Below are 19,447 nucleotides of genomic sequence, written 5' to 3'. Positions count from 1 at the left end.
GGGTATAGCTCAAGCGCGCAGCCACTCCCCCCGCAGACCCCGCGGACTACTGCCCCAGCTCCTTGCGGCGCTCGGCTGCCAGACGTAGGCGCTCGGCCCGGTCTTTGTCATCCTTCTTTTTCAATTCCTCATAAAGTTTTTCGTCGTCGTCGGAGAGCTTGACCGCCTCCCTGACACCCCACGAGGCGATACCTGCAATCGGGAAGACAAGCCAGAAATAGTCCCAGTCGAAGACGAAAAGCCCCAGGAAGAAGAGGATCATCGTCGCTGACCAAATGACGGCATCGATTCGGTGGACTAACCCTCCGCGGCGCTGCAGCCGGTCGAGCTCGGCCTGCGCTTCCGATTCCTTGAACGGGACGACCTCTGCAATTGGATTGTCAGGAAGGTCCTCAAAGAGGGAAGCGATCTCGCCGCGGGTACGCGCAACAGCCGCCTTTCCTGTGCGGTCTTCGAACTCGTTGATGTCGATGAGACCGTTAGCGAAGTGGGTGCTGAGGAGATCTAGCGCATTGTGGCGTTCCGCGTCTCCCACGCGAATGTCTTTGTTCATGCTTTTACACTTTAATATCCAGCGTTCGGATCCACACGGGTAGGAATTTCCTCGCCAGCCTCAAAGGCTGCGGCCACCTTTGCGGTGTGTGCTCCCAAGTGGCGGCGCACCGAGTTACGGGTATTAGCAATGTGCGGTGTAATGACCACACGTTGGTCCTTCCACAGCGGGTGATCATCCGGGAGCGGCTCCGGATCAGTGACGTCGAGCGCTGCGCCGGCAATCTCGCCAGAGTCCAGCGCTGCCAAAAGATCCTCGGTACTGATGAGTGGGCCACGGCCCACGTTGACCACCACCGCATGATTCGGCATTTGGGCAAACACGTCTTTGTTGACCATGTGGTGGGTCTGCGGGGTAAGCGGCGCGATGAGCACAAAGTAGTCGGCCTCAGACCAGACCTTGTCCACCTCGGAGATGGGATAGGTCTCATCCGCGCCTGGAACCGCGTTGCCGGACCGGTTTACGGCGATGATGCGCGGGCCAAAGCCAGAGAGCATCGTGATGAGCCGCTTGCCGATGCCGCCGGCGCCGATGATCGCCACAGTCTTGTCCTCGTGTAGGTAGGACTTGTGATCCTGCACCTCCTCGTAGTTGGAGAAGGTGTCGTTGACATAGCGATGGGCATGCAGCTGCGCAAGCAGCAGCGCGATGGTAGATTCCGCCACGGTGTTATCGAATACGCCAGCGGCGTTGGACCAGATTACGTCGGTCTCCTTCATGACGTCGAGCAGATGGTCTACGCCTGCAGACGGAATCTGCACGAACTTGATGTTCTCCGGCAGTGGCAACGGGAAGTCCGAGCCGTCGCCGTTGTAGATGAGGAAGTCGGCATCGGAAAGCTCCGCGAGCTCATGGCCAGATCCCCGCAAGGTCTCGACGGATTCTTCCCATTGTTCCGGCAACATGGCGTATTTCATGGTCTTCTCCTGGGGTTCTCTGGCTTCTAGACTCTAGATTCGGGAGGCGTAGTTCGACAGATAGTCGGCGTGGACAACGCTGCGGCGCTGGTATTCCGGCAGCTCCTCCATCTGCTTGCCCAGGATGCCCCGCAGCTCCGCGGAATCAAAACGTACTTCGCCGCGGCCGATGACCTCACCTTCCGGGCCCATGATGTCGATGATTTCCCCGCGGGAGAATTCACCGATGGCCTCCGTGATGCCAACCGCCAGGAGCGAATTGCCTCCCTTGGTGACCGCCTGCATGGCGCCAGCGTCCAGGCGCACCGCCCCACCGGTATCGGCGCAGTAGAGCGCCCAGAACTTCCAGGCAGACAGTTTGCGCTCCTCGCGGGTGTGGAAGACGGTGCCCACGGAGGCATCGGCAAGAGCAGGGCCAATGTTATCCGTCGACGTCAGCAGCACCGGGATTCCGCCGCGGGTGGCCAGGCGCGCGGCCGAGACCTTCGTGGCCATACCACCGGTGCCGACGTTGCCGGACTCACCGGCCTCGACCCCTTTCAGGTCTTTGCCCGTGCGCACCTCATCGATGAAGCGGGCGTCCGGCTCCGCCGGGTTTTTGTCATAGAGGCCATCGACATCAGAGAACAGGAACAGCGCGTCCGCGCCCATCAGGTTGGCCACCAAGGCGGAGAGCCGGTCATTATCCCCGAAGTGCATCTCCGAGGTCGCCACCGTGTCATTCTCATTGACGATGGGAATGGTGCGCAGCTGGCGCAGCCGGTCGATGGTGCGCTGCGCGTTGCGGGCGCGGTCCCGGTGCCCCGTATCCGAGGCGGTGAGCAGCACCTGGCCCACCGTGCGGTCATAGCGGGCGAAAGACCGGCCCCACTCGTACGCCAGATGCACCTGGCCCACAGACGCCGCGGCCTGCTTGGTGGCCAGATCAGTCGGCCGGCGATTAAGCCCCAGCGGGCCCATGCCAGCGGCCACCGCACCGGAGGAGACCAGGATGACATCGGAGATGCCCATGCGGGCGTGCACCGCGTCCACAATGTGGTCGATGCGCTCCTGGGAGACCAGGAAGTCCTCATCCGTCAGCGACGAAGAACCAATCTTGATGACTACGCGCTTGGCGTGCGCGATGCGCTGGCGCAGCGGCGAATCAAAGCCGGACGCCGTGGGATTTTCATGCAACGGGTCCGGAAAGGGGGTGTCAACCGTGGGCCCGGAATAAGGTTTTTGGGTTAGCGGAAAATCTTGTTGCGAAGACATGGCCGCCCATTGTACTAGCCCTGCCAGCGGTCCCGGTTCGCCTGCTCGCGGGTGACCTTCTCGTCATCGCCAAAGTCATACTCGTCGATGAGGCCACGGCGAGCCTGCGAAGCGCGCTTACGCTCAGCGGCGGAAACACGCTCGGTGCCGCCGAGGCGACCGTCGAAGCCGCGGCCGGCATCCGTGGCACGGCCGCCAGTCATCGGCTCCCACTCGAAGGTGATGCCGCCGATGGTCACCGGACAGCCCTCAACAGCGCCCTGCTTGAACAGCTCATCTTCCACACCGGCCTTGGCCAAGCGGTCAGCGAGGTAGCCGATGGCTTCATCATTTTCGAAGTCGGTTTGCACAATCCAGCGCTCGATCTTGTCGCCCTCCACCACGAAGGCACCGGCAAGCTCGGGATCAGGGCGCACGGTGAAGTCAGCGTGGGAGCCGGACTTACGCTCGCCACGTGGGCGGATGATGGTGTGGTTCTTATCCGCCTTGACCTTCGGCTGTGTGCGACGGTGCTCCTTGACCATCTCAAGCAGCTTGTACTTGAGCGGATCGAGGCCCTTGCGTGCCACCGCAGAAATAATGAAGACGGGCCAACCGTACTTCTCCTCCAGCTCGGGTTTGACGAACTCGGCCAGTTCTTCCGCCTCCCGAATATCCGCCTTGTTCAAGATAATGATGCGTGGGCGCTGCCGCAGATCGCCCAAGCCAGTGTCCTGGTCCAGCAGTTCTTGGTACTTTGCGAGCTCCTCCTCGAGCGCCTCAATATCGGAAAGCGGGTCGCGGCCCGGCTCCAAGGAGGCAACGTCAACGACGTGAGCGAGCACCGCAGTGCGTTCGATGTGGCGCAGGAAGTCCAATCCGAGGCCCTTGCCGTCAGCAGCGCCCGGGATAAGGCCCGGAACATCGGCCATGGTGAAAGATTCAAAGCCCATGTCCACCACGCCGAGATTCGGCTGCAGGGTGGTAAACGGATAATCACCAATCTTTGGCTTGGCCGCAGAAAGCACGGAAATTAGGGAAGACTTGCCGGCCGATGGGAAACCGACGAGGCCGACATCCGCCATGGATTTAAGCTCCAACACCAGATCACGGGCCTCGCCCGGCTCGCCTTGAAGCGCAAAGCCTGGTGCCTTGCGGGCAGCAGAAGCTAGCGCAGCATTACCAAGGCCGCCAAAGCCGCCTTCAGCGGCTACAAAACGGGTGCCAGGAATCGTGAGATCCGCCAGCATCTCGCCGTCTTCGGAGTAGACCACGGTGCCGGCCGGCACTTCGAGGATGAGATCCTCGCCGCGGGCGCCATTGCGCCAGTCACCAGCACCGTTGTTACCTCGGCCGGATTTCAGGTGCGGACGGTAGTGGAAGTCCATCAGGGTGTGAACCTGCGTGGAAACCTCCAGCAGGATGTCTCCTCCGTGGCCGCCATTGCCGCCGTCTGGACCGCCCAGCGGCTTAAACTTTTCACGGTGCACCGAAGAGCATCCGTGGCCTCCGTCGCCGGCCTGCAGGTGAAGTACGACGCGGTCAATAAAACGTGCCATGAAGTTGGTTTCCTCGCACTAACGCTAAGTAGCTGTTTTTCTTAATCTGAGCTGCTCATACTACCATCGGCGGCCGCCCGCTTCCTAGCCTGACGTTCCTCACGGGCTTGCTTACGTCGGCGGCGACGCCATTCCAGATAGATGATGATAAGCAAAGAGATGGCGATGATGCTAAGCGCGGCAATCATCCACCACGACAACTTCGGGCGCCAACCTGTCTCCTCATCATTTGCCTCCATGTACACGCGTTCTGCATGCACGAGCAGGCGATCCGTGTTGATGCCGTACGGGGTGCAGGTGATCAGCGTGATCTGATCCTTGTCAGGCTCATAAGTCACCGCATCGTACTTATCAGGTTTGACCACCTCGCGGCCCACGACCTTGTAATGCAGCAACTCGCCCATCACCTCGATGGTGACGATTTCGCCGTCCTTGAGTCGCGGCAAGTTATCAAACATCGACGCGTCCACCATGCCGGTGTGTGCAGAAATAACGGCATTGGTTCCCTTACCTCCCACCGGCAGTGAGGAACCAAACATGTGTCCCGCGCCGTCGTAAAGCACAGCAGGGGCAGTCGTATGCCGCACGGGAAGATCGACGTTAATTGCGGGAATGCGAAGTCGCGCAATCGCGCCCCCGGCCTCTGGGGCATTGAGCGTTTTCATGTAACGCTCAAAGCCCGGTGAAGAAGGATTCGGTGGGAAAGCATGATGACCTTGCTCCGCCAACCAATCGTTGTACTCATGTGCCTGCTGCACGTAGGCCTCTCGCTGGGCCGGCGGGTCGATGCGTTCGATAGCACGCCGATAATCCTCCGCCTGGCGCTGCAGCTGCCAATCGTTGTACTGCGTCGCCACGATTGGGTACAGCAGCACGAGGATGCCCAGGATAACCAGCCACAGCGAGCTTTTCTTCTTGCGTGACTGGTTCTTCTTCGACTTAGTCTTCGCCATCGGTTTCTTCGTCGTTGCGATTACGCAGGTACAAAGCCATACCAATTGCCAGCAGAATGAGGCCGATCAGCAGCGCCCACACCAGGGTCTGACGGCCGGTATCCGGCAGCAGGAAGCCGAGGCCTTCCTTCAGACGCAGAGCACCGTAGCTATCGTCGTCGGAGACGAGGATGTTATTGCCCAGCGCTGTCACAGTAACCTTGCCGCGGTAGTAGAAGTTATCCTTCGTCGACTCCGTGATCTTCACGTCGAAGCTGCAGGTGGTGGATGCCCCTACGGCGAGATCGCCTGGGGCACAAACCTCAGTAGGAATCGCGCCGCCTTCCGGAACCACGTACTCGGATCCATCAGCGGCTACCACAGTGCGGCCAGCCAACTCCGGCTCGGTGAGCTTAAGGTCAGTCAGCGGCAAGGCGCCGTTGTTTTCTACCGTGTAGTTGAAACGCATGGTGGTCGCGTCGTCGGGAAGCACCGCGGTATCGGCCACCTTGCCAGTCACCGCACTGATAGGTGCGCCATCAATCTTCTTGGTGATGTTGACCCCAGGGAAGGTATTGATACCGGTCAGTTCCCACTTGCTGCCCGAAGTGGACATATCGCTGGCCTTCGCTACCGGCAGGATATCGAAGGACCACTCGCCAGAAGTCACCGTGTGGGTAGTCGGATCGATGGAGTTATTCGCCTTCACATTACCCAGGCGCGGTCCGGTCTCACCCACAGAGACAACCGGAGACGCAGAACCTTCATTCATGACCTCGCCGATGGTGCAGTTCTGATCAACTTCGATGTCACTCAACGTATGCGACTGGCCAGACTTCAAAGTGAATGTCTCACCACAGCTCGAGGAGAACTCGAAGGTCCGCCCCTCTCCTGCCGCGCCGACAGATTGCTTAGTGAAGGTGACCTCAACGCTATCGCGCGGATGCATCGCCTCACCGGCGATGGTCAACACCGGAGCACCCGTCTCAGAGCGCAGCGCGCTATCCAGCCTAAAATCGTAGGTGTACTTCTTCATGTCACTGGTGACTTTGTCGAGTGGAATATCTGCAGGCTTTACATCCGGGTTATCGGCTGCGGCGCCCTCCTTCGTCCACGTCGCGAAAGTCATGTACGGAGAACGCGTGCCCGCGGTCACTTCTAGCTGCACGCGCTCGCGCAGGGCCGAGGAACCACTTGCATCCAAGGTGCAGTCATAGCCCACCGGCAGGTTCACAACCTTGCCACCCGAAGGTGCACTGGCGTCAGCCACCGTCGCACTCGAGTTAGCTCTATTGACGTCGAAGCTCAACGTTTGGCTATCAAAGCCCGGAGCAGTACAGCTGACCTTATAGTCATAGCTATTGTTGCTCAGACCACCGAGGTAGCCATCCTGCAGCGCCGCGAAGGACACGGGGACGGTGCGGCGCGTGTAGGTGTTGGTGAAGTCATAGGAAACCGCCGGTTGGCCCTCTTCACCGACGCGCTTGTCGACCTCACGTGGGTCCTGCTTCCACTCCAAAGCTTCTGGTGTGGCAGAAGGAGCGAGCTCCGTGAAGGTACACCACGCACCGGAAGGAACCTCAACCTCGTCCGAGGTGAAGGTCAACGTGTCATCCGGGAAGGCATTGGTATCGCCCGCATTCAAACTGGTAGGCAGCCCCACGTTAGAGATGGAATAACCCACGCCCTGGCACTGGTAGTCGAAGCGGAACTCTGGGTTGGCCTCGCGCAGCACCTGAAGGTCGTCCGCATTGGCGACGATCTTCTTACTCATCTTGATGGGCGACTTCACGAATTCATAGAAGTTGACCAGTTCGACCTTGTTGCCCAGGCCTCCATCGGAGATGTCGTCCTCAATCATGAACTTCTGCGAGGTGGTCTCACCATCTGCGAGATCGGTATCCGTGTAGGTCATGCCCTCGTCGCGCTGCAGACGCCACTCCACCTTGCTTGGACGCATGTGCGTTTCCAGTTCCGTGCCATCCGGCGCGGTCTGAGTCAAGTTGAGCTGACCGAACTTGTCACCGGTCAGTTCGCATTCCGCGCCGACCGGGATATCAGCAAAACTGGTAGAGCCAGGTCCCTGAATGGTGCTGTTGACCGGGAAAGTTCCCAGCTTGCCCGAACCATCGATAGGCCCTTCTGGGTCACGGCAGACCAATGCAAAGTTGTGGGTATAGAACTGGTCTTTCCAGTTTGCGCCATAGGCTGCCTGGACGTCGACTGGCGTGTTAGCAACCTTGTCCAGGTTCACCTCTGCCAGCTGACGGGTATAGGTATTGACCAACTTCACGTCTTGGTTGCCTCTGACGTCGAAGTTCAGGGAGCGATCGCCTGAAGCGTCCCCGACTTTTACTTCCTGGGTGAAAGTGATGCCCTCGGCAGCAGTGGTCTCACCTTGTGCCGCAACGCACTCGGAACCGTCCGGAATGTTATCAAAGCTCAAGGACTGGCTAGCCGCATCATCAGATTGCGGGGAGCTGACCTTACCGGAGACAGTGATGACGCTGCCGCCACCGGGTGGCGTGCACTTCATCGTGAAATCGAATTGACGGTTGTACTTGACGTCCTTGCGGGCCTGGGAGAAGTAAGCCTCATTGGCAAAGTCGACCTGCTTGGTCACAGCCACGGTGACATCTTGGTAGTCGTAGGTGTGGGTTACCTGTGCAATGGTGGAATCGCCGACGATGAACTCACCAGAAACGATGCGAGCTTCGTCGTTGAAGGTCTGAGACTCGCCATCGACTGAAATGTTGGAATCACGGTCGATGGCGTAGCCATTGCGTTTGCCGTCTTCACGGTTGCTGTCGGATTCGACCAATTGGCACGTGCTTCCCGACGTCACGACGGTGGCTGGCACGGTCTCCTTCGGGTTATCGGGCCCCAGGGTGATAGTGGCGTACTGGCCTAGGTCCAAGGGGCTGCCGTCGTCGGCGGTACAGGTCAATTCGTAGTCGACGTCGCGGAAGAACTCGTCGACGCCTGCCTCAGACTGGGTAATGGTGATGCCCTTACCGGCGGGTTCGAAGGTATTGGTCAGGCTAACGGATTCAGAGTCAGAATCGACTGTAAAAGTCTGCTCCTTGGCGTCGGTTGACCACAGAACGCCGTTGCCAGTCGAAGGAGTGGTTTCAGAGAACGTACATTCATTGCCATAGGGCACGCCCATCGCACCGTCGCGGTCATTAACCAGCCCCGCAATCGTGGGATCGGAGACCTCGGCGACGAGACGTTCGGTCTGCCCATCGGCTAAACGGACAGTACCAGTGAGGTCGACAGGAACATAGCTATCGCTCGTCGTCTCTACCGTGCGGGTACCACAGCGGAAGGAAAGCTCGTAGTCAGCAGGCAGGTTAGCGCCGTTGACGGAATTGTTAACGAGCTTGGTCAAATCGACCGTGCCCGTTTTATTGAAGTAGTGGTTCGACACAGAAACGCGGTTCTGGTTGGTATCCCTGGATTTGTTCACGGTCAAAACCGGGGTGGTCTTTGCTTCCTCATTGTTGAGGGTGGTCACCACGTCAGAAGAATTGGACGCGGAGACCGTGGTGCGGTCAAGCGTGACGTTCTGCTGCGAGGGGCTACCGGATTCGTAGACGTAGCAGTCTGCACCGACGCGCACGCCCTCGATCTTGACCGGATTGGCGGTGTCAGTGGTGATGTTCATGTCGCCTTCGAGGTTGTAGGCGGCATCGTTTGGGTCGGTGCAGCGATAGTGCACCGGGAAGGTGGTACCCGCGTCCAACAAGCTGCTGCCTGGTCCACGCAACTGCTTGATCACACGGACGTCGCGGGTCTTGTAAGAGTAGTGCGCCTCGATACGAATATCGGACACAGTCGGGGTTCCACCTTGCGGATAATCCTTCAGGCGGATGGTGTAGGTGCCATCGGAGTTGGCTTGAATTTGCTGGCCATCAACCCAGACATCGCGGCCGTCGAAGCTAATGCGCTCGGCCTCGGAATCGGAAAGGCCAGACAGTGGCTTGAGCACGCAATCGCGCTCGACTGGGACATTGTTAAAGCTCGTATCGCCGGCGATTTCATCCCCAGTGCCCGTGGCCTGGATCGTGGATTGCTGACTGTAATTGGTGGTCAAACAACGTAGCGAGAAAGAATAATCGCGCGGGCTGCCGAGCTCGTTGACGGGTTCGCCGGTGATGGTCTTTGAGATGTTGACGGTGCCGGGACGGTAGTCATAGTTGTTGTTTGCCTCGATGTCATTCGAGTGATCGGCGGCGTTGACACCGGATTTCAGGGTGACAGTACCAACGGGCACGGCGTCGGTGTTCTGGGAGGTGCCGTTGCCCTTCCAGGTCAGGGTCAGTTCCTTACCTGGACGGGCAGGCGGAGCACCATCAGCAAACTTCTCCGTCAAGGTACAAGTCGCGCCGGCTGGCAGACCTTCAACGGTGTAATCATCACCAGCGGCGAGATCACGAGAATCCTCCAGCTTCATCGTGGGGTAAGCATCGGAGTAGCCGGCCGGGGCGGCGCAGCGGTAGCCCAAGTTGAACTTGCGCGACTGCACCTCGTCGAAGCCGGCCGCGGTACCGGTGACCGTCTTTCGTAGGGTCAGCGAGGAGAATTGGTACTTTGGCTTCCACGTGACGGTACAGGACATGGGAACCGAGTACTTGTTTTGGTAGACCACCTCGGAGGTACCTGCCGCGGCATTGTTGTTGAGCTGGAATCCCGAGGGCACGGAGCCTTCTTTGATGGTGTAATCCGTGGTACCGAGGGTGCAACGCCACGTCGGCGTATAGCGGGCCAGCGCCTTGCTCTTTTCCGTGCCGGTGGCAGCAGACTTGAACACCATGGAATCGGCAGCGACGTTGCCGTTCACATCGGGGGACATGCGGCGCAGCGCCTGGGTGTAGGTGTTCGCGCCTTGCCACGGAACCTTGGTGTCGGTGCTGCCATAGCGGGTGGCCATGGAGAAATCGAACTTGGTCTCTTGACCCGTGATGGTCTTTTCCATCGTGGTATCCGGCTGGACGACGTCGCCGGTCATGCGGCCCATGTTGAGGGCTAGTGCAACGCCTTGGAAGTTGTTGCGAGTAAAGAAGCCGACGTCGAGGCTCGTCAGGCCATCGCCGCCCACGATGTAAGAGCCGGCCTTGCCGGTGTTGATGGAGAATTCCTTGCACACGAAGTCTTTCGGCGTGTTATCGCCGCGATTGTAGTAATCCTCGATGCCGGGGCCGAAGACGTTGCTGGAATTGTTATTGGGATCGCACGCGGAGCGATAACCGCTCGGAGTGAAACGCTTGTACGGAAAAATGGTCTGCCCCGTCTCGGGGGCATCGATGGTCAAGTTTTCCGTAAATAATGACCAACCACGAGTGTCCTGTGCATCGACGATTGAGGTGCGGTAATTGCTCACGTATTGGCCGGTGAACTTATCCTTGACCTTGATGTTGCGAAAGCGCAGGGTGGCCTGCTGCGATGCGGCCGTAATTCCGGTGCCTATACCCCACACCACGCTCGGCTGGATGGCCTCCTGACCAGAACGCGGGACAAAGTAGTCGGTGTCGTTTACATTGCGGCCAAAGACGCCGTCACCCACCGGACCGGAATACGTCTGCAGCTTGGAAGGATCAGTGTTTAGGTCGTAGCCGCGTTCGTCTTTTGTCTCGTACATGACGTCGAAAGTCAGCTCGTAGCGGCCGAGATCCTTCTTCACGGGCTTCGGGTAGGTGGTGACCGAGTTATTGAGATCCGACATGTCGATCCAGCACAGCTGGTCCGCATAGTTGGCGGCCTCACCGGTGCCACTGCGGAAACCGCACTGCTTGTACGTCGCCTCGTTCGTGGCCCAGCCCTTGCTGGTCTGTGCCTCGGCTTCGGGCGTCACCAAGTTATTCAGCGGCGAAGAGGGCGCGACGACTAGCATTAGCGTCACGAACGCCACCAATAATGCGGCGAAAAGGCGCCGAGTCTTGGTGTTAACCGTCATAAATGCTCCTGCGGAAAAGATTGTGTGTGAGGAATGAAATAGGTTGGCCGGGCGTACCCTCATACGCGACCATCTCCTTCATCGTCATCGTCATCCTCGTCGCGCCTGCGAACGAGAATAAAGCCCAGCACCAATGCGGTAATCGCAGCGAGCACGATGCCGATCACGCTGGCGCCGGTGCTTGCGAGGTTGTCGGCAATCTTGCCGGCAATACGCTTTGCTTGCTCGCCGACGCCGTTACCCTTGCTGTCATTGCCAGCATCGTCGACTACCCCACTGCTCGGAGAATCGGGATGCCCATGAGACTCGGAACCCGGCCGGATTTTTCCATCGCTATCGTCATCGTTGTCATCAACCGGATGATCTTTGCCTACAACGACGACTTCCGCTGGAGTGGACTGGATAGTGGCAGGCTGATCGCCACGGCACTGTTCAGCCGCAGCAAGAACAACGCGCTCAGTTACTCGACGGCCGTTAGCATCGGAATACGCCAAGGTCGAAACACTAGGACTTAGGTGTGGTAGGCAGTAGCCGTCGGGGCTAAAGCGCGCAATGTTGGTGATGACATCGCCAACAGCTGCAGAAGAGCGCACTTCTGCTTCCAAGTGAATTTCCACACGGGTCTCCGGATTGCCGAGCCGTGCCTTCGCCAGAATGTCTAGACCAGACTGTTCCATCACGATCTCAACTGAGTTACCGTCAAGGGTTGTGCGAAAATCACGCCCGTCCTCCAAAGTTCGCGAGCCATTGAGGTTGCTCACGGTAATGGACTTTAGACGCCGAAACGCAAGACGCGGATCCAGCTCATCGAGAACCACGAACTGGTGGAGCTTTCCTTGGGCGTCGCAAGGCGGCAGCGACGTCCTGATGCGATAGTCCAACACAGCTCCGACCTTGACTGATCGGGCGTCCACTGATTTATCGACAATCACCGGCTGCGCTTTGGCACTGATTTCAGCCTGCACGTCATTCTTTACGGGGACGAGGAAAGGGCTTGCCACATCCTCGTAGGAATTGTCGGTACGTTGGGGCCGCTCGGTTACTTGGTACACGCCTTCTGACAGGCCTGTAAACTTTGCAGTACCGGTCTCATCAGTAGTTGCAACAATCTCAGGCCCGAGCTCCATGCCAGGCTTCGAAGTCAACAAGGCAGAATTATCCTGAACCATCTGCCCGAGTTCTTCTGGGCTTGCCAAGGGCAGCCCAAGAAGCTGACGGACGACGAATACAGCACCAACGTTGGAGTTGATTCCTTTGGGGTCAGCACTCTTGTGAACTGACAAACTACCAGTGCTTGCCGAATGCGCTGGCGCCGGCGAGACAGCGACGATCAAGGCACACGCAAAGAACAGGCCAACGGCCAAGCGCATCCATGCCTCACATCGCCCTCTGGTAGTCACGTTAGGATTCCTCTAATTCTTCTTCTTTTTCTTTCGCTTACGCCCTGCCAGGAACCACCACAGCAGGTAAAGCAGAACGAACAACACGATGATGATCGCTGCAATCATCCACGGCTGCCATAGCGAGTGATAGCTCTGGTCAAGCTCAGCGGGTAGCTCGGTACGCTCACCGCGAACCAGAAGGCGGTGACTGTTGATGCCGTATGGAGTACACGTCACCAAGGTCAATAAATCGCGGCCTTCTTCGGCACGTAAGGCCTCCACTTGATCGGGAAGAACCGTCTCAATCTGGTCCACCTTGTAGGCCATGGTCTTGCCCATGACCTCAACCGTGAAAGCATCTCCCACTTTGATGTGGGTGAGGTTGTCGAACATGGTCAGCGTGGCGAGACCTGTATGGCCCGTGAGGACCGCATGGTTTCCTTCCCCACCAACGGGAAGCGCCGTGCCGTAGAGGTGGCCCACGCCATGCGCGAGAACATCAGTCGACGTTCCGTGATAGACGGGCAAGTCGATGCCCACTGATGGAACGCGAACACGCGCCATTGCACCAATCTGGTGCAGCGTGTCGAGGTAGCGCTGGTAATCCGGTGAGGAGGTATCAACTCCATTGACCCATGGGTCGGGAGCGCCCACCTCTGGCAGCTGGGCGTTATAAGCCTGCGCCTCGGCGAAAGCTGCCTCGCGCTCTCGCTCGGGCAGCTTGTCGACGCCGCGCGAATAGTTCTCCGCGATGCGGTGCTGCTCCACATTTTTGTAGTGGGTCAGCACCACGGGGCTGAGAAACACGAGCATCGCCAAGACGAGGTAGATAACCCCGCGTGGATTACGCCTGCGCTTTCCCTTCACATGGCCTCCTTAGGCCTGGGCGCGGTTGTCCTTATAAGAGGTGTACAGACCACGAGCCAGCAGGAGCAGGCCGACGAGGAATACCAACAGGATTCCCCATGCACCGGTTGCCGGCAGCTGGTTGATGATGTTGTTCTTCTGGTTCTCAACGCTGACTGCCAGGGTGCGTGCATTGACGTCGATGGTCACGTGCTGCGGCTCTGGGTTGCGGACGTAGCCTTCCGGTGCCTTGGTCTCCAGCACGCAGTAGTCATTGTTGGTGGTGCCGGTGTTTGCAGCGAAGGAGTTGATTGGAACGCCGTAGCCCTGTGCCGTGGAGGAACGGTTGTCACCGCCGGAGGTGGTGAGCTTGGTGGATGGGCTACCGGTCTCGGTGGTAGCAACGTTCAATGCTTTACCCAGCAGCTCGTACTTGGTGGAGTCCTGGTCGGAGACCTTGCACTGGTACAGCTCGAACTCCGCACCTGCTAGCGGGTCAGTGCCGTTGGTGGAGGTCTTGGTGATGGTCAGGTTACCGAAGGTCGTCGAGGTGGGGTTATCTTCGGTCTTATCCGGAGTGCTCGGGTCATCGCCGTTGGTATCAACGGTGGCGTTGTTCGGCAGCTCGATGGTTGCCTTGTTGGTGATCTGGCCAGTATCAGCCGGAATGGAAACGATGGTGGCATCAAAGCCGGCCACAACCTTTAGGGTCGGGTCGGACTTACGAGCTTCCTGCAGCTTGCCGCGGCCATCCTGGGTGAATTCGATACGCAGGGTGTTATTAGCGGTATCGACCTTGTAATCAGCGTCCTTCGTCAAAGTTGGAGCATTTGCACCCTGTGCCTCGACGGTGATGCCGTCAGCCTTGAGTTTGAGGCTTTGATTCAGCGGGTCAACGATGTTGAAACGGGTCAACTCACCAGCCGGAACCGGCGCATTGATGGTGTAGTGCAGATCAGAACCGATGGTGGCGTTGGTATCATCGACCTGCTTGGAAGGGTTAACCTGCTGGTTCTTCGGGCTCACCGTCTGGGTATAAGACCACTTACCATCCTCCGAGTGCGGCAGCGCTACCAGGAACGGAGCTGCAGCGGTGTAGTTACCGCTCTGCACCTCTGTGATCTTGTAGAGGCCAACCTTGAACGCCGGAGTTTTAGCAGTGGTCATTGAAGCGGTGCCCTGATCGTTGGTCTCAATGGTGCCCACTTCAGTGACATCGTTGGCAGTCGCAGCGGTGAGATCAGCAGCGGCTGCCCAACCTTCCTGGGTGGTCAGGTCTACGTTATTGACCTTTTCCACCTTGAAAGTGATGCCGCCGAGGGCGGTGGTGTTATCGAGTGAGCCAGGGTCACCCAGACGCTTGTTGATGATGAGCTCGATATCGTGGTTTGCATCAACGAGATCGGCATCGGCCGCAGCCCCCGGGGTCGCCTCAGCGCCGGCCTCGGAGGTGGTCTGTGCAAGTGCGGGAGCGGCAAATCCAGCGCCCGCGACGGAAACGGTGCTTGCAGCAATAACCGCTGCCAAGCGCATAGAGAACTTAGACATAGGGAATCCTATTCCCCCATCAAACTGGGGCATCGAGGGCGTTAACATTAGCGCCCGCTGAATATTTAGCAGTTCAATCCTAGTAAATCGTTCGTAGCCCCGCAAACTATGAAATCATCTTTACCCGCACTATTCGGCCACAAAACCACACAATCGCCACCCATAACGCAGCAAAACCCAGCTCTTTTACCCCCGTTTTCACCCTTTCCCACCCATATGATGAACATAAGAGGAGAATTAATACATCGAATCTTTTCTTATTTAGTTAATATTTTCTGTAAAGTCAGACAATTTCCTGAAAAAGAGGGCGTAAATACAAAAACGAAAAAGGTCTGACTCCGAAAATCGGAATCAGACCTTTTTACGTTATTAACTAGGCAGAAGCCTCAACTGCAGCCTGCTCAGCCGGAACGATGTTCACGATGCGGCGGTTACGCTTGATAGCGAACTCAACAGCGCCTGCCTCGAGCGCGAACAGGGTATCGTCGCCGCCGCGACCAACGTTCTCACCTGGGTGGAACTTGGTGCCGCGCTGACGCACGATGATCTCGCCGGCCTTAACCTGCTGACCACCGAAGCGCTTGACGCCGAGACGCTTGGACTCAGAGTCGCGACCGTTGCTGGAGCTGGAAGCACCCTTCTTGTGTGCCATGTGGTTTTCCCTCCTTCAGGGATTTCTCGAGCCGGTTAAGGCTTACTTGATACCGGTTACCTTCAGAACGGTCAGCGGCTGACGGTGGCCCTGACGCTTCTTGTAGCCAGTCTTGTTCTTGTACTTCAAGATGTCGATCTTCGGGCCCTTGCCCTGCTCGACGATCTCAGCAGAGACGGAGACCTTCTCCAGGTCAGCAGCCTTAGCCTTAACGGTTGCGCCATCGACGAGCAGAACCGGGGTGAGAGCTACGGACGTACCCGGCTCACCCTCGATCTTCTCGACCTTGACGAGGTCACCTTCAGCAACCTTGTACTGCTTTCCGCCGGTCTTGACGATCGCGTACATAGAGGGTTACCCCTTATCTAAACTCGGCTCAGAAGCGGCAGGGTGAGCCACTTCTGAATGGACAATTACTTATTGCGTTTATCCCTGGCGCTATGTGTGGCGCCCGCGCAAAACAACGACTCGGCCGATGCAGCGCATTCATGGTCTAAACAGCGACTGTCAAAGACTACCCCGTCACGGGCAGAAAATACAAACTGCGTATTTTCTCTCCCGCGTGGCGAAGGCCTACTTTGCGCTGCGCCGTGCTACGCGACGCCGTCCGCGCCCACTGCCGCCCTTGCCAGAAGCACGCCCCTTTTCCCACTCAGCCTGGCGATTTTCGCTCTGCTTAGCCGGATTTTCCTGAGTGTTTTCTGCTGCTGGCTGCGCGGACTTACGAGCCACCGCCTTGCGGACGGCCCGCTTGCGGCCACGGCGAATGACCTTGGTTTCGGTAGCTGCAGGCTCTCCTGCTTCTTCTGCCTCGGGCTCTACCACGGGGGCATCCTTTGGTTTGGCAGCACTCTGGCGAACAACGCGGCGACGACCACGCACTCGCTTTAGCGCAGCCTTCGGCTTGCGCTCCACCTTTTCCTCGGCGGGCGCTTCCTTTTCAGCCGGAGCCAGGAAGTCCTGCGGCTGCGGGCGGTGGTCGGAACGCGAGTTGCCACGGGTGCGGCGCTTACGACGCGGCGAAGCCTCGAACTCTGCAACGGCTTCCTCGTAGGTCTGCTGCTTATCGCTTTCCTGCTGCTTCGGAGCATTCGAACGCACGCTACGACGACGGCCGCGTCCGCTCTTGCGTTTATCATGGCGTGGCTGCTCTTCTTCGTCGGCAACGTACGAGCTGAACTCTGCGACGTCGTCAAGCTCTGCGGCGTTTTCCGCAGCAGCATAACCGATGCTTGCGATGTCTTCTGCAGAAGTACCAGCGTCCTGAGGCTTCCTTTCCTCACGCTGGACGCGGCGACTACGACGGTTACGGCGCTTCTTATTGCCCTTCTGCTCGTCCTGCTCCTCCTCGCCCACGACGATGCCAGCTACGAGTTCCTCGATGGAGGTCTTCTTTTCCCCCTGTTGCTCTTGGTCCTGCTCATCCTCGTGGCGGTGCATGGCAACGGCAGCCGGATGCTGCTGCGGATCATGTTCGGGGTGACGGCGTTCGCGACGCTGGCGGCGTCCCTTGTGCTCGTGACTGCCGTGAGTATCCTGCTCTTCTTCCACTGGGTACTCGTGGATGATGATGCCGCGGCCATGGCAGGTCTCGCACTCGGTGGAGAAAGTCTCCACCAAGCCGGTGCCCAGGCGCTTACGGGTCATCTGTACCAGACCCAACGACGTGACCTCAGAAACCTGGTGGCGCGTGCGGTCACGACCCAAGGCCTCCTTGAGGCGGCGCAGAACCAGCTCCTGGTTCTCCGGCAGAACCATGTCGATGAAGTCCACGACAATCATGCCGCCCAAATCACGCAGACGCATCTGGCGCACGATTTCCTCGGCAGCCTCAAGATTGTTACGGGTGACCGTCTCCTCCAGGTTGCCGCCGGAACCGGTGAACTTGCCGGTGTTGACGTCAATCACGGTCATGGCCTCAGTGCGGTCAATGACCAAGGTGCCGCCGGAAGGCAGCCATACCTTACGGCTGAGCGCCTTATGCAGCTGCTCATCGATGCGGTAGGTAACAAAGGCGTCTTCCCCGCCGTTGCTGCGTGCGTCGTACTTCTCCACGCGGTCAGCGAGATCGGGCGCCATGGACTCTACATAGGCGCTGACGGTGTTGAAGGAACGCTTGCCGTCAACGATGAGCTTGGTGAAGTCCTCGTTGAAAAGGTCTCGGACGACCTTAACCAGAAGATCTGGCTCTTCATACATGGTCACCGGCTTGGCACCCTTGGTGGACTTCTCGTGCTCAGCGCGGCGAGTGATGTCCTCCCACAGGTCATGGAGGCGATTGACGTCGGTGGAAATGGCCTCTTCGGAGACGTTCTCGGCTGCGGTGCGGATGATTGCGCCGCCGTCGCCAGGCACAACGCGCTCCAAAATGGATTTCAAGCGCTTGCGCTCCGGAACAGGCAGCTTGCGGGAAATACCCGCGCTGCGGCCACCTGGGACATAGACCAGGTAACGGCCGGCCAGGGAAATCTGGGTGGTCAGACGCGCGCCCTTGTGACCGATTGGGTCCTTAGCCACCTGGACCAGAACCTGGTCACCAGACTTGAGCGCATTTTCAATCTTGCGTCCGCGGCCGCCCAGACCAGCAGAACGCCAATCCACTTCACCGGCATAAAGCACGCCATTGCGGCCCTGTCCGATGTCGATGAAGGCAGCCTCCATCGAAGGCAGGACGTTTTGCACGCGGCCCAAGTAGATATTGCCGATGAGCGAGGCCTGGGCCTCAGTGGTGACGAAGTGCTCTACAAGGAGATCGTCTTCGAGGACGCCAACCTGCGTGATGATGCCAGCGCCATCGGCGCGCTCCTTGTCGCGCACGACCATGGTGCGCTCGACGGATTCCCGACGCGCCAGGAACTCCGCCTGGGAGACGATGTGCTGACGCTCTCGGCCCTTCTCACGCAGCTCGGCACGACGACGGCGCTGCGCTTCGATGCGAGTGGAACCCTTGATTGCTTTAGGCTCTTCGATCGTCTCGGTCTCGTGCTCATGCCCCTGTGCCCCACGGCCACGGGACGTACCACGGCTACCGCGTCGGCGACCACCGCTGCGAGCTTCCTCGGAGGTCTCCTCCGTCTCACGCGGCTGCGGCTTTTCCAACTTCGGCGCTATGAAGATGGGAGCGAAGTCGTAGACCTCTGGCTCGTCCTGCGGCATCGGCGTAACGACGGGTGCATACTCGTCTTCGTCGAATTCATCGCCGGCTTCTACTAGCGCCTCATGCAGCTTCTCGACGTCGACGGTGCCCGTGTCCGCATGCTCAGCTTCTTCTGGCTGCGCAGTGTCTTCGACGGTCTCAGCGGTTTCGGCGAGCTCGGCCTCGATCTTTTCCTCGATCTGGGAAATCTCGTTGGCGACGTTCTTGCGCACGCGGTCGCGCAGCTTGGCATCGTCCTGCTCGTCTTTGATCTCAGCGGGCTGGGCGACGGCCTTCTTCTTTTTAGCCTTCTTGTTTTCTTGCTTGTTTTCTTGGGCCTCGCCATCGCCCGCCTTGGCGATGATGGCATCGAGGACTTGGCCTACCTCTTCCCGCGTGAGGGAGGATTGCGCGGCCTTTTTCAGGCCCAGCTCGGCGTATTCAGCAACGAGCTCTTTGGAGCTAAGCCCCAGCTGCTTTGCCACCGTATACAGGCGGGTCTTTTCTGCAAAAGCTTCGCGGTCAATCTTTGCGGCGAAAGCTGCTGCAGCAGCATATGAGTTTTCAGTTTTCGTATTCTTTGCAGTCTTCGTAGTCTTCTTAGTCGCCATCTGGTGACCTTCTCCTGACAAAATCAGCGGCACAATCCCCGGGCGCAGGCAACATAATCAGCACCTTTTGACTGACACAGGCTTTCTGCAGCCACACGAGGGGGCCGGAATGTATGGTGCGG

Annotated in this window: 12 protein-coding genes; all 12 read right to left on the bottom strand. The window is 58.6% G+C overall.

The genetic code is table 11. The annotated features are described in order from the left end of the window. Positions 1-46 precede the first annotated feature (46 nt). The 12 genes from HMPREF3169_RS05625 to HMPREF3169_RS05570 all read right to left on the bottom strand — a co-directional run bounded on the left by HMPREF3169_RS05625 (position 47) and on the right by HMPREF3169_RS05570 (position 19,325). Positions 47-553, bottom strand: a complete 507-nt coding sequence (locus HMPREF3169_RS05625; protein WP_062037851.1) for a DUF1707 SHOCT-like domain-containing protein — start codon at positions 551-553, stop codon at positions 47-49. 11 nt (positions 554-564) lie between these two features. Then, a complete protein-coding gene (locus HMPREF3169_RS05620; RefSeq protein ID WP_070455906.1) occupies positions 565-1,470 on the bottom strand; it encodes a D-isomer specific 2-hydroxyacid dehydrogenase family protein in 906 nt (301 codons plus the stop codon). Between the two features lie 33 nt (positions 1,471-1,503). Beyond that, positions 1,504-2,724, bottom strand: coding sequence for a glutamate 5-kinase (proB, locus tag HMPREF3169_RS05615; protein ID WP_062037845.1), 1,221 nt, complete (start codon positions 2,722-2,724; stop codon positions 1,504-1,506). A gap of 14 nt (positions 2,725-2,738) precedes the next feature. Then, complete coding sequence (gene obgE / locus HMPREF3169_RS05610) at positions 2,739-4,262, bottom strand: GTPase ObgE (protein ID WP_061924098.1); 1,524 nt, start codon at positions 4,260-4,262, stop codon at positions 2,739-2,741. 41 nt (positions 4,263-4,303) lie between these two features. Then, a complete protein-coding gene (locus HMPREF3169_RS05605; protein WP_070455905.1) occupies positions 4,304-5,215 on the bottom strand; it encodes a class C sortase in 912 nt (303 codons plus the stop codon). Continuing rightward, on the bottom strand, positions 5,202-11,150 hold the full coding sequence (locus HMPREF3169_RS05600) for a DUF5979 domain-containing protein (RefSeq protein ID WP_070455904.1): 5,949 nt from the start codon (positions 11,148-11,150) through the stop codon (positions 5,202-5,204). The genes HMPREF3169_RS05605 and HMPREF3169_RS05600 overlap by 14 nt, the downstream gene beginning before the upstream one ends. 59 nt (positions 11,151-11,209) lie before the next feature. Beyond that, positions 11,210-12,550, bottom strand: coding sequence for an isopeptide-forming domain-containing fimbrial protein (locus HMPREF3169_RS05595; RefSeq protein ID WP_148132104.1), 1,341 nt, complete (start codon positions 12,548-12,550; stop codon positions 11,210-11,212). Positions 12,551-12,562: 12 nt separating this feature from the next. Beyond that, positions 12,563-13,399 carry a class C sortase gene (locus HMPREF3169_RS05590; protein WP_070455902.1) on the bottom strand — a complete coding sequence of 279 codons (837 nt, stop codon included), beginning with the start codon at positions 13,397-13,399 and terminating at the stop codon, positions 12,563-12,565. A 9-nt stretch (positions 13,400-13,408) separates the two neighbouring features. Further along, positions 13,409-14,926, bottom strand: coding sequence for a SpaH/EbpB family LPXTG-anchored major pilin (locus HMPREF3169_RS05585; RefSeq protein WP_062037833.1), 1,518 nt, complete (start codon positions 14,924-14,926; stop codon positions 13,409-13,411). Between the two features lie 373 nt (positions 14,927-15,299). Beyond that, positions 15,300-15,578, bottom strand: coding sequence for a 50S ribosomal protein L27 (gene rpmA, locus HMPREF3169_RS05580; RefSeq protein WP_005531747.1), 279 nt, complete (start codon positions 15,576-15,578; stop codon positions 15,300-15,302). A 42-nt stretch (positions 15,579-15,620) separates the two neighbouring features. Next, positions 15,621-15,926, bottom strand: a complete 306-nt coding sequence (gene rplU / locus HMPREF3169_RS05575; RefSeq protein WP_061924117.1) for a 50S ribosomal protein L21 — start codon at positions 15,924-15,926, stop codon at positions 15,621-15,623. A gap of 225 nt (positions 15,927-16,151) precedes the next feature. Further along, a complete protein-coding gene (locus HMPREF3169_RS05570; RefSeq protein WP_070455901.1) occupies positions 16,152-19,325 on the bottom strand; it encodes a translation initiation factor IF-2 N-terminal domain-containing protein in 3,174 nt (1,057 codons plus the stop codon). Positions 19,326-19,447: the final 122 nt, after the last annotated feature.

It is taken from the genome of Corynebacterium sp. HMSC08C04, from assembly GCF_001807495.1.
GTDB classification, from domain to species: Bacteria; Actinomycetota; Actinomycetes; order Mycobacteriales; family Mycobacteriaceae; genus Corynebacterium; species Corynebacterium simulans.
Note: the sequence above shows the minus strand (reverse complement) of the source record. Positions and strands in the feature narration are given on the sequence as shown.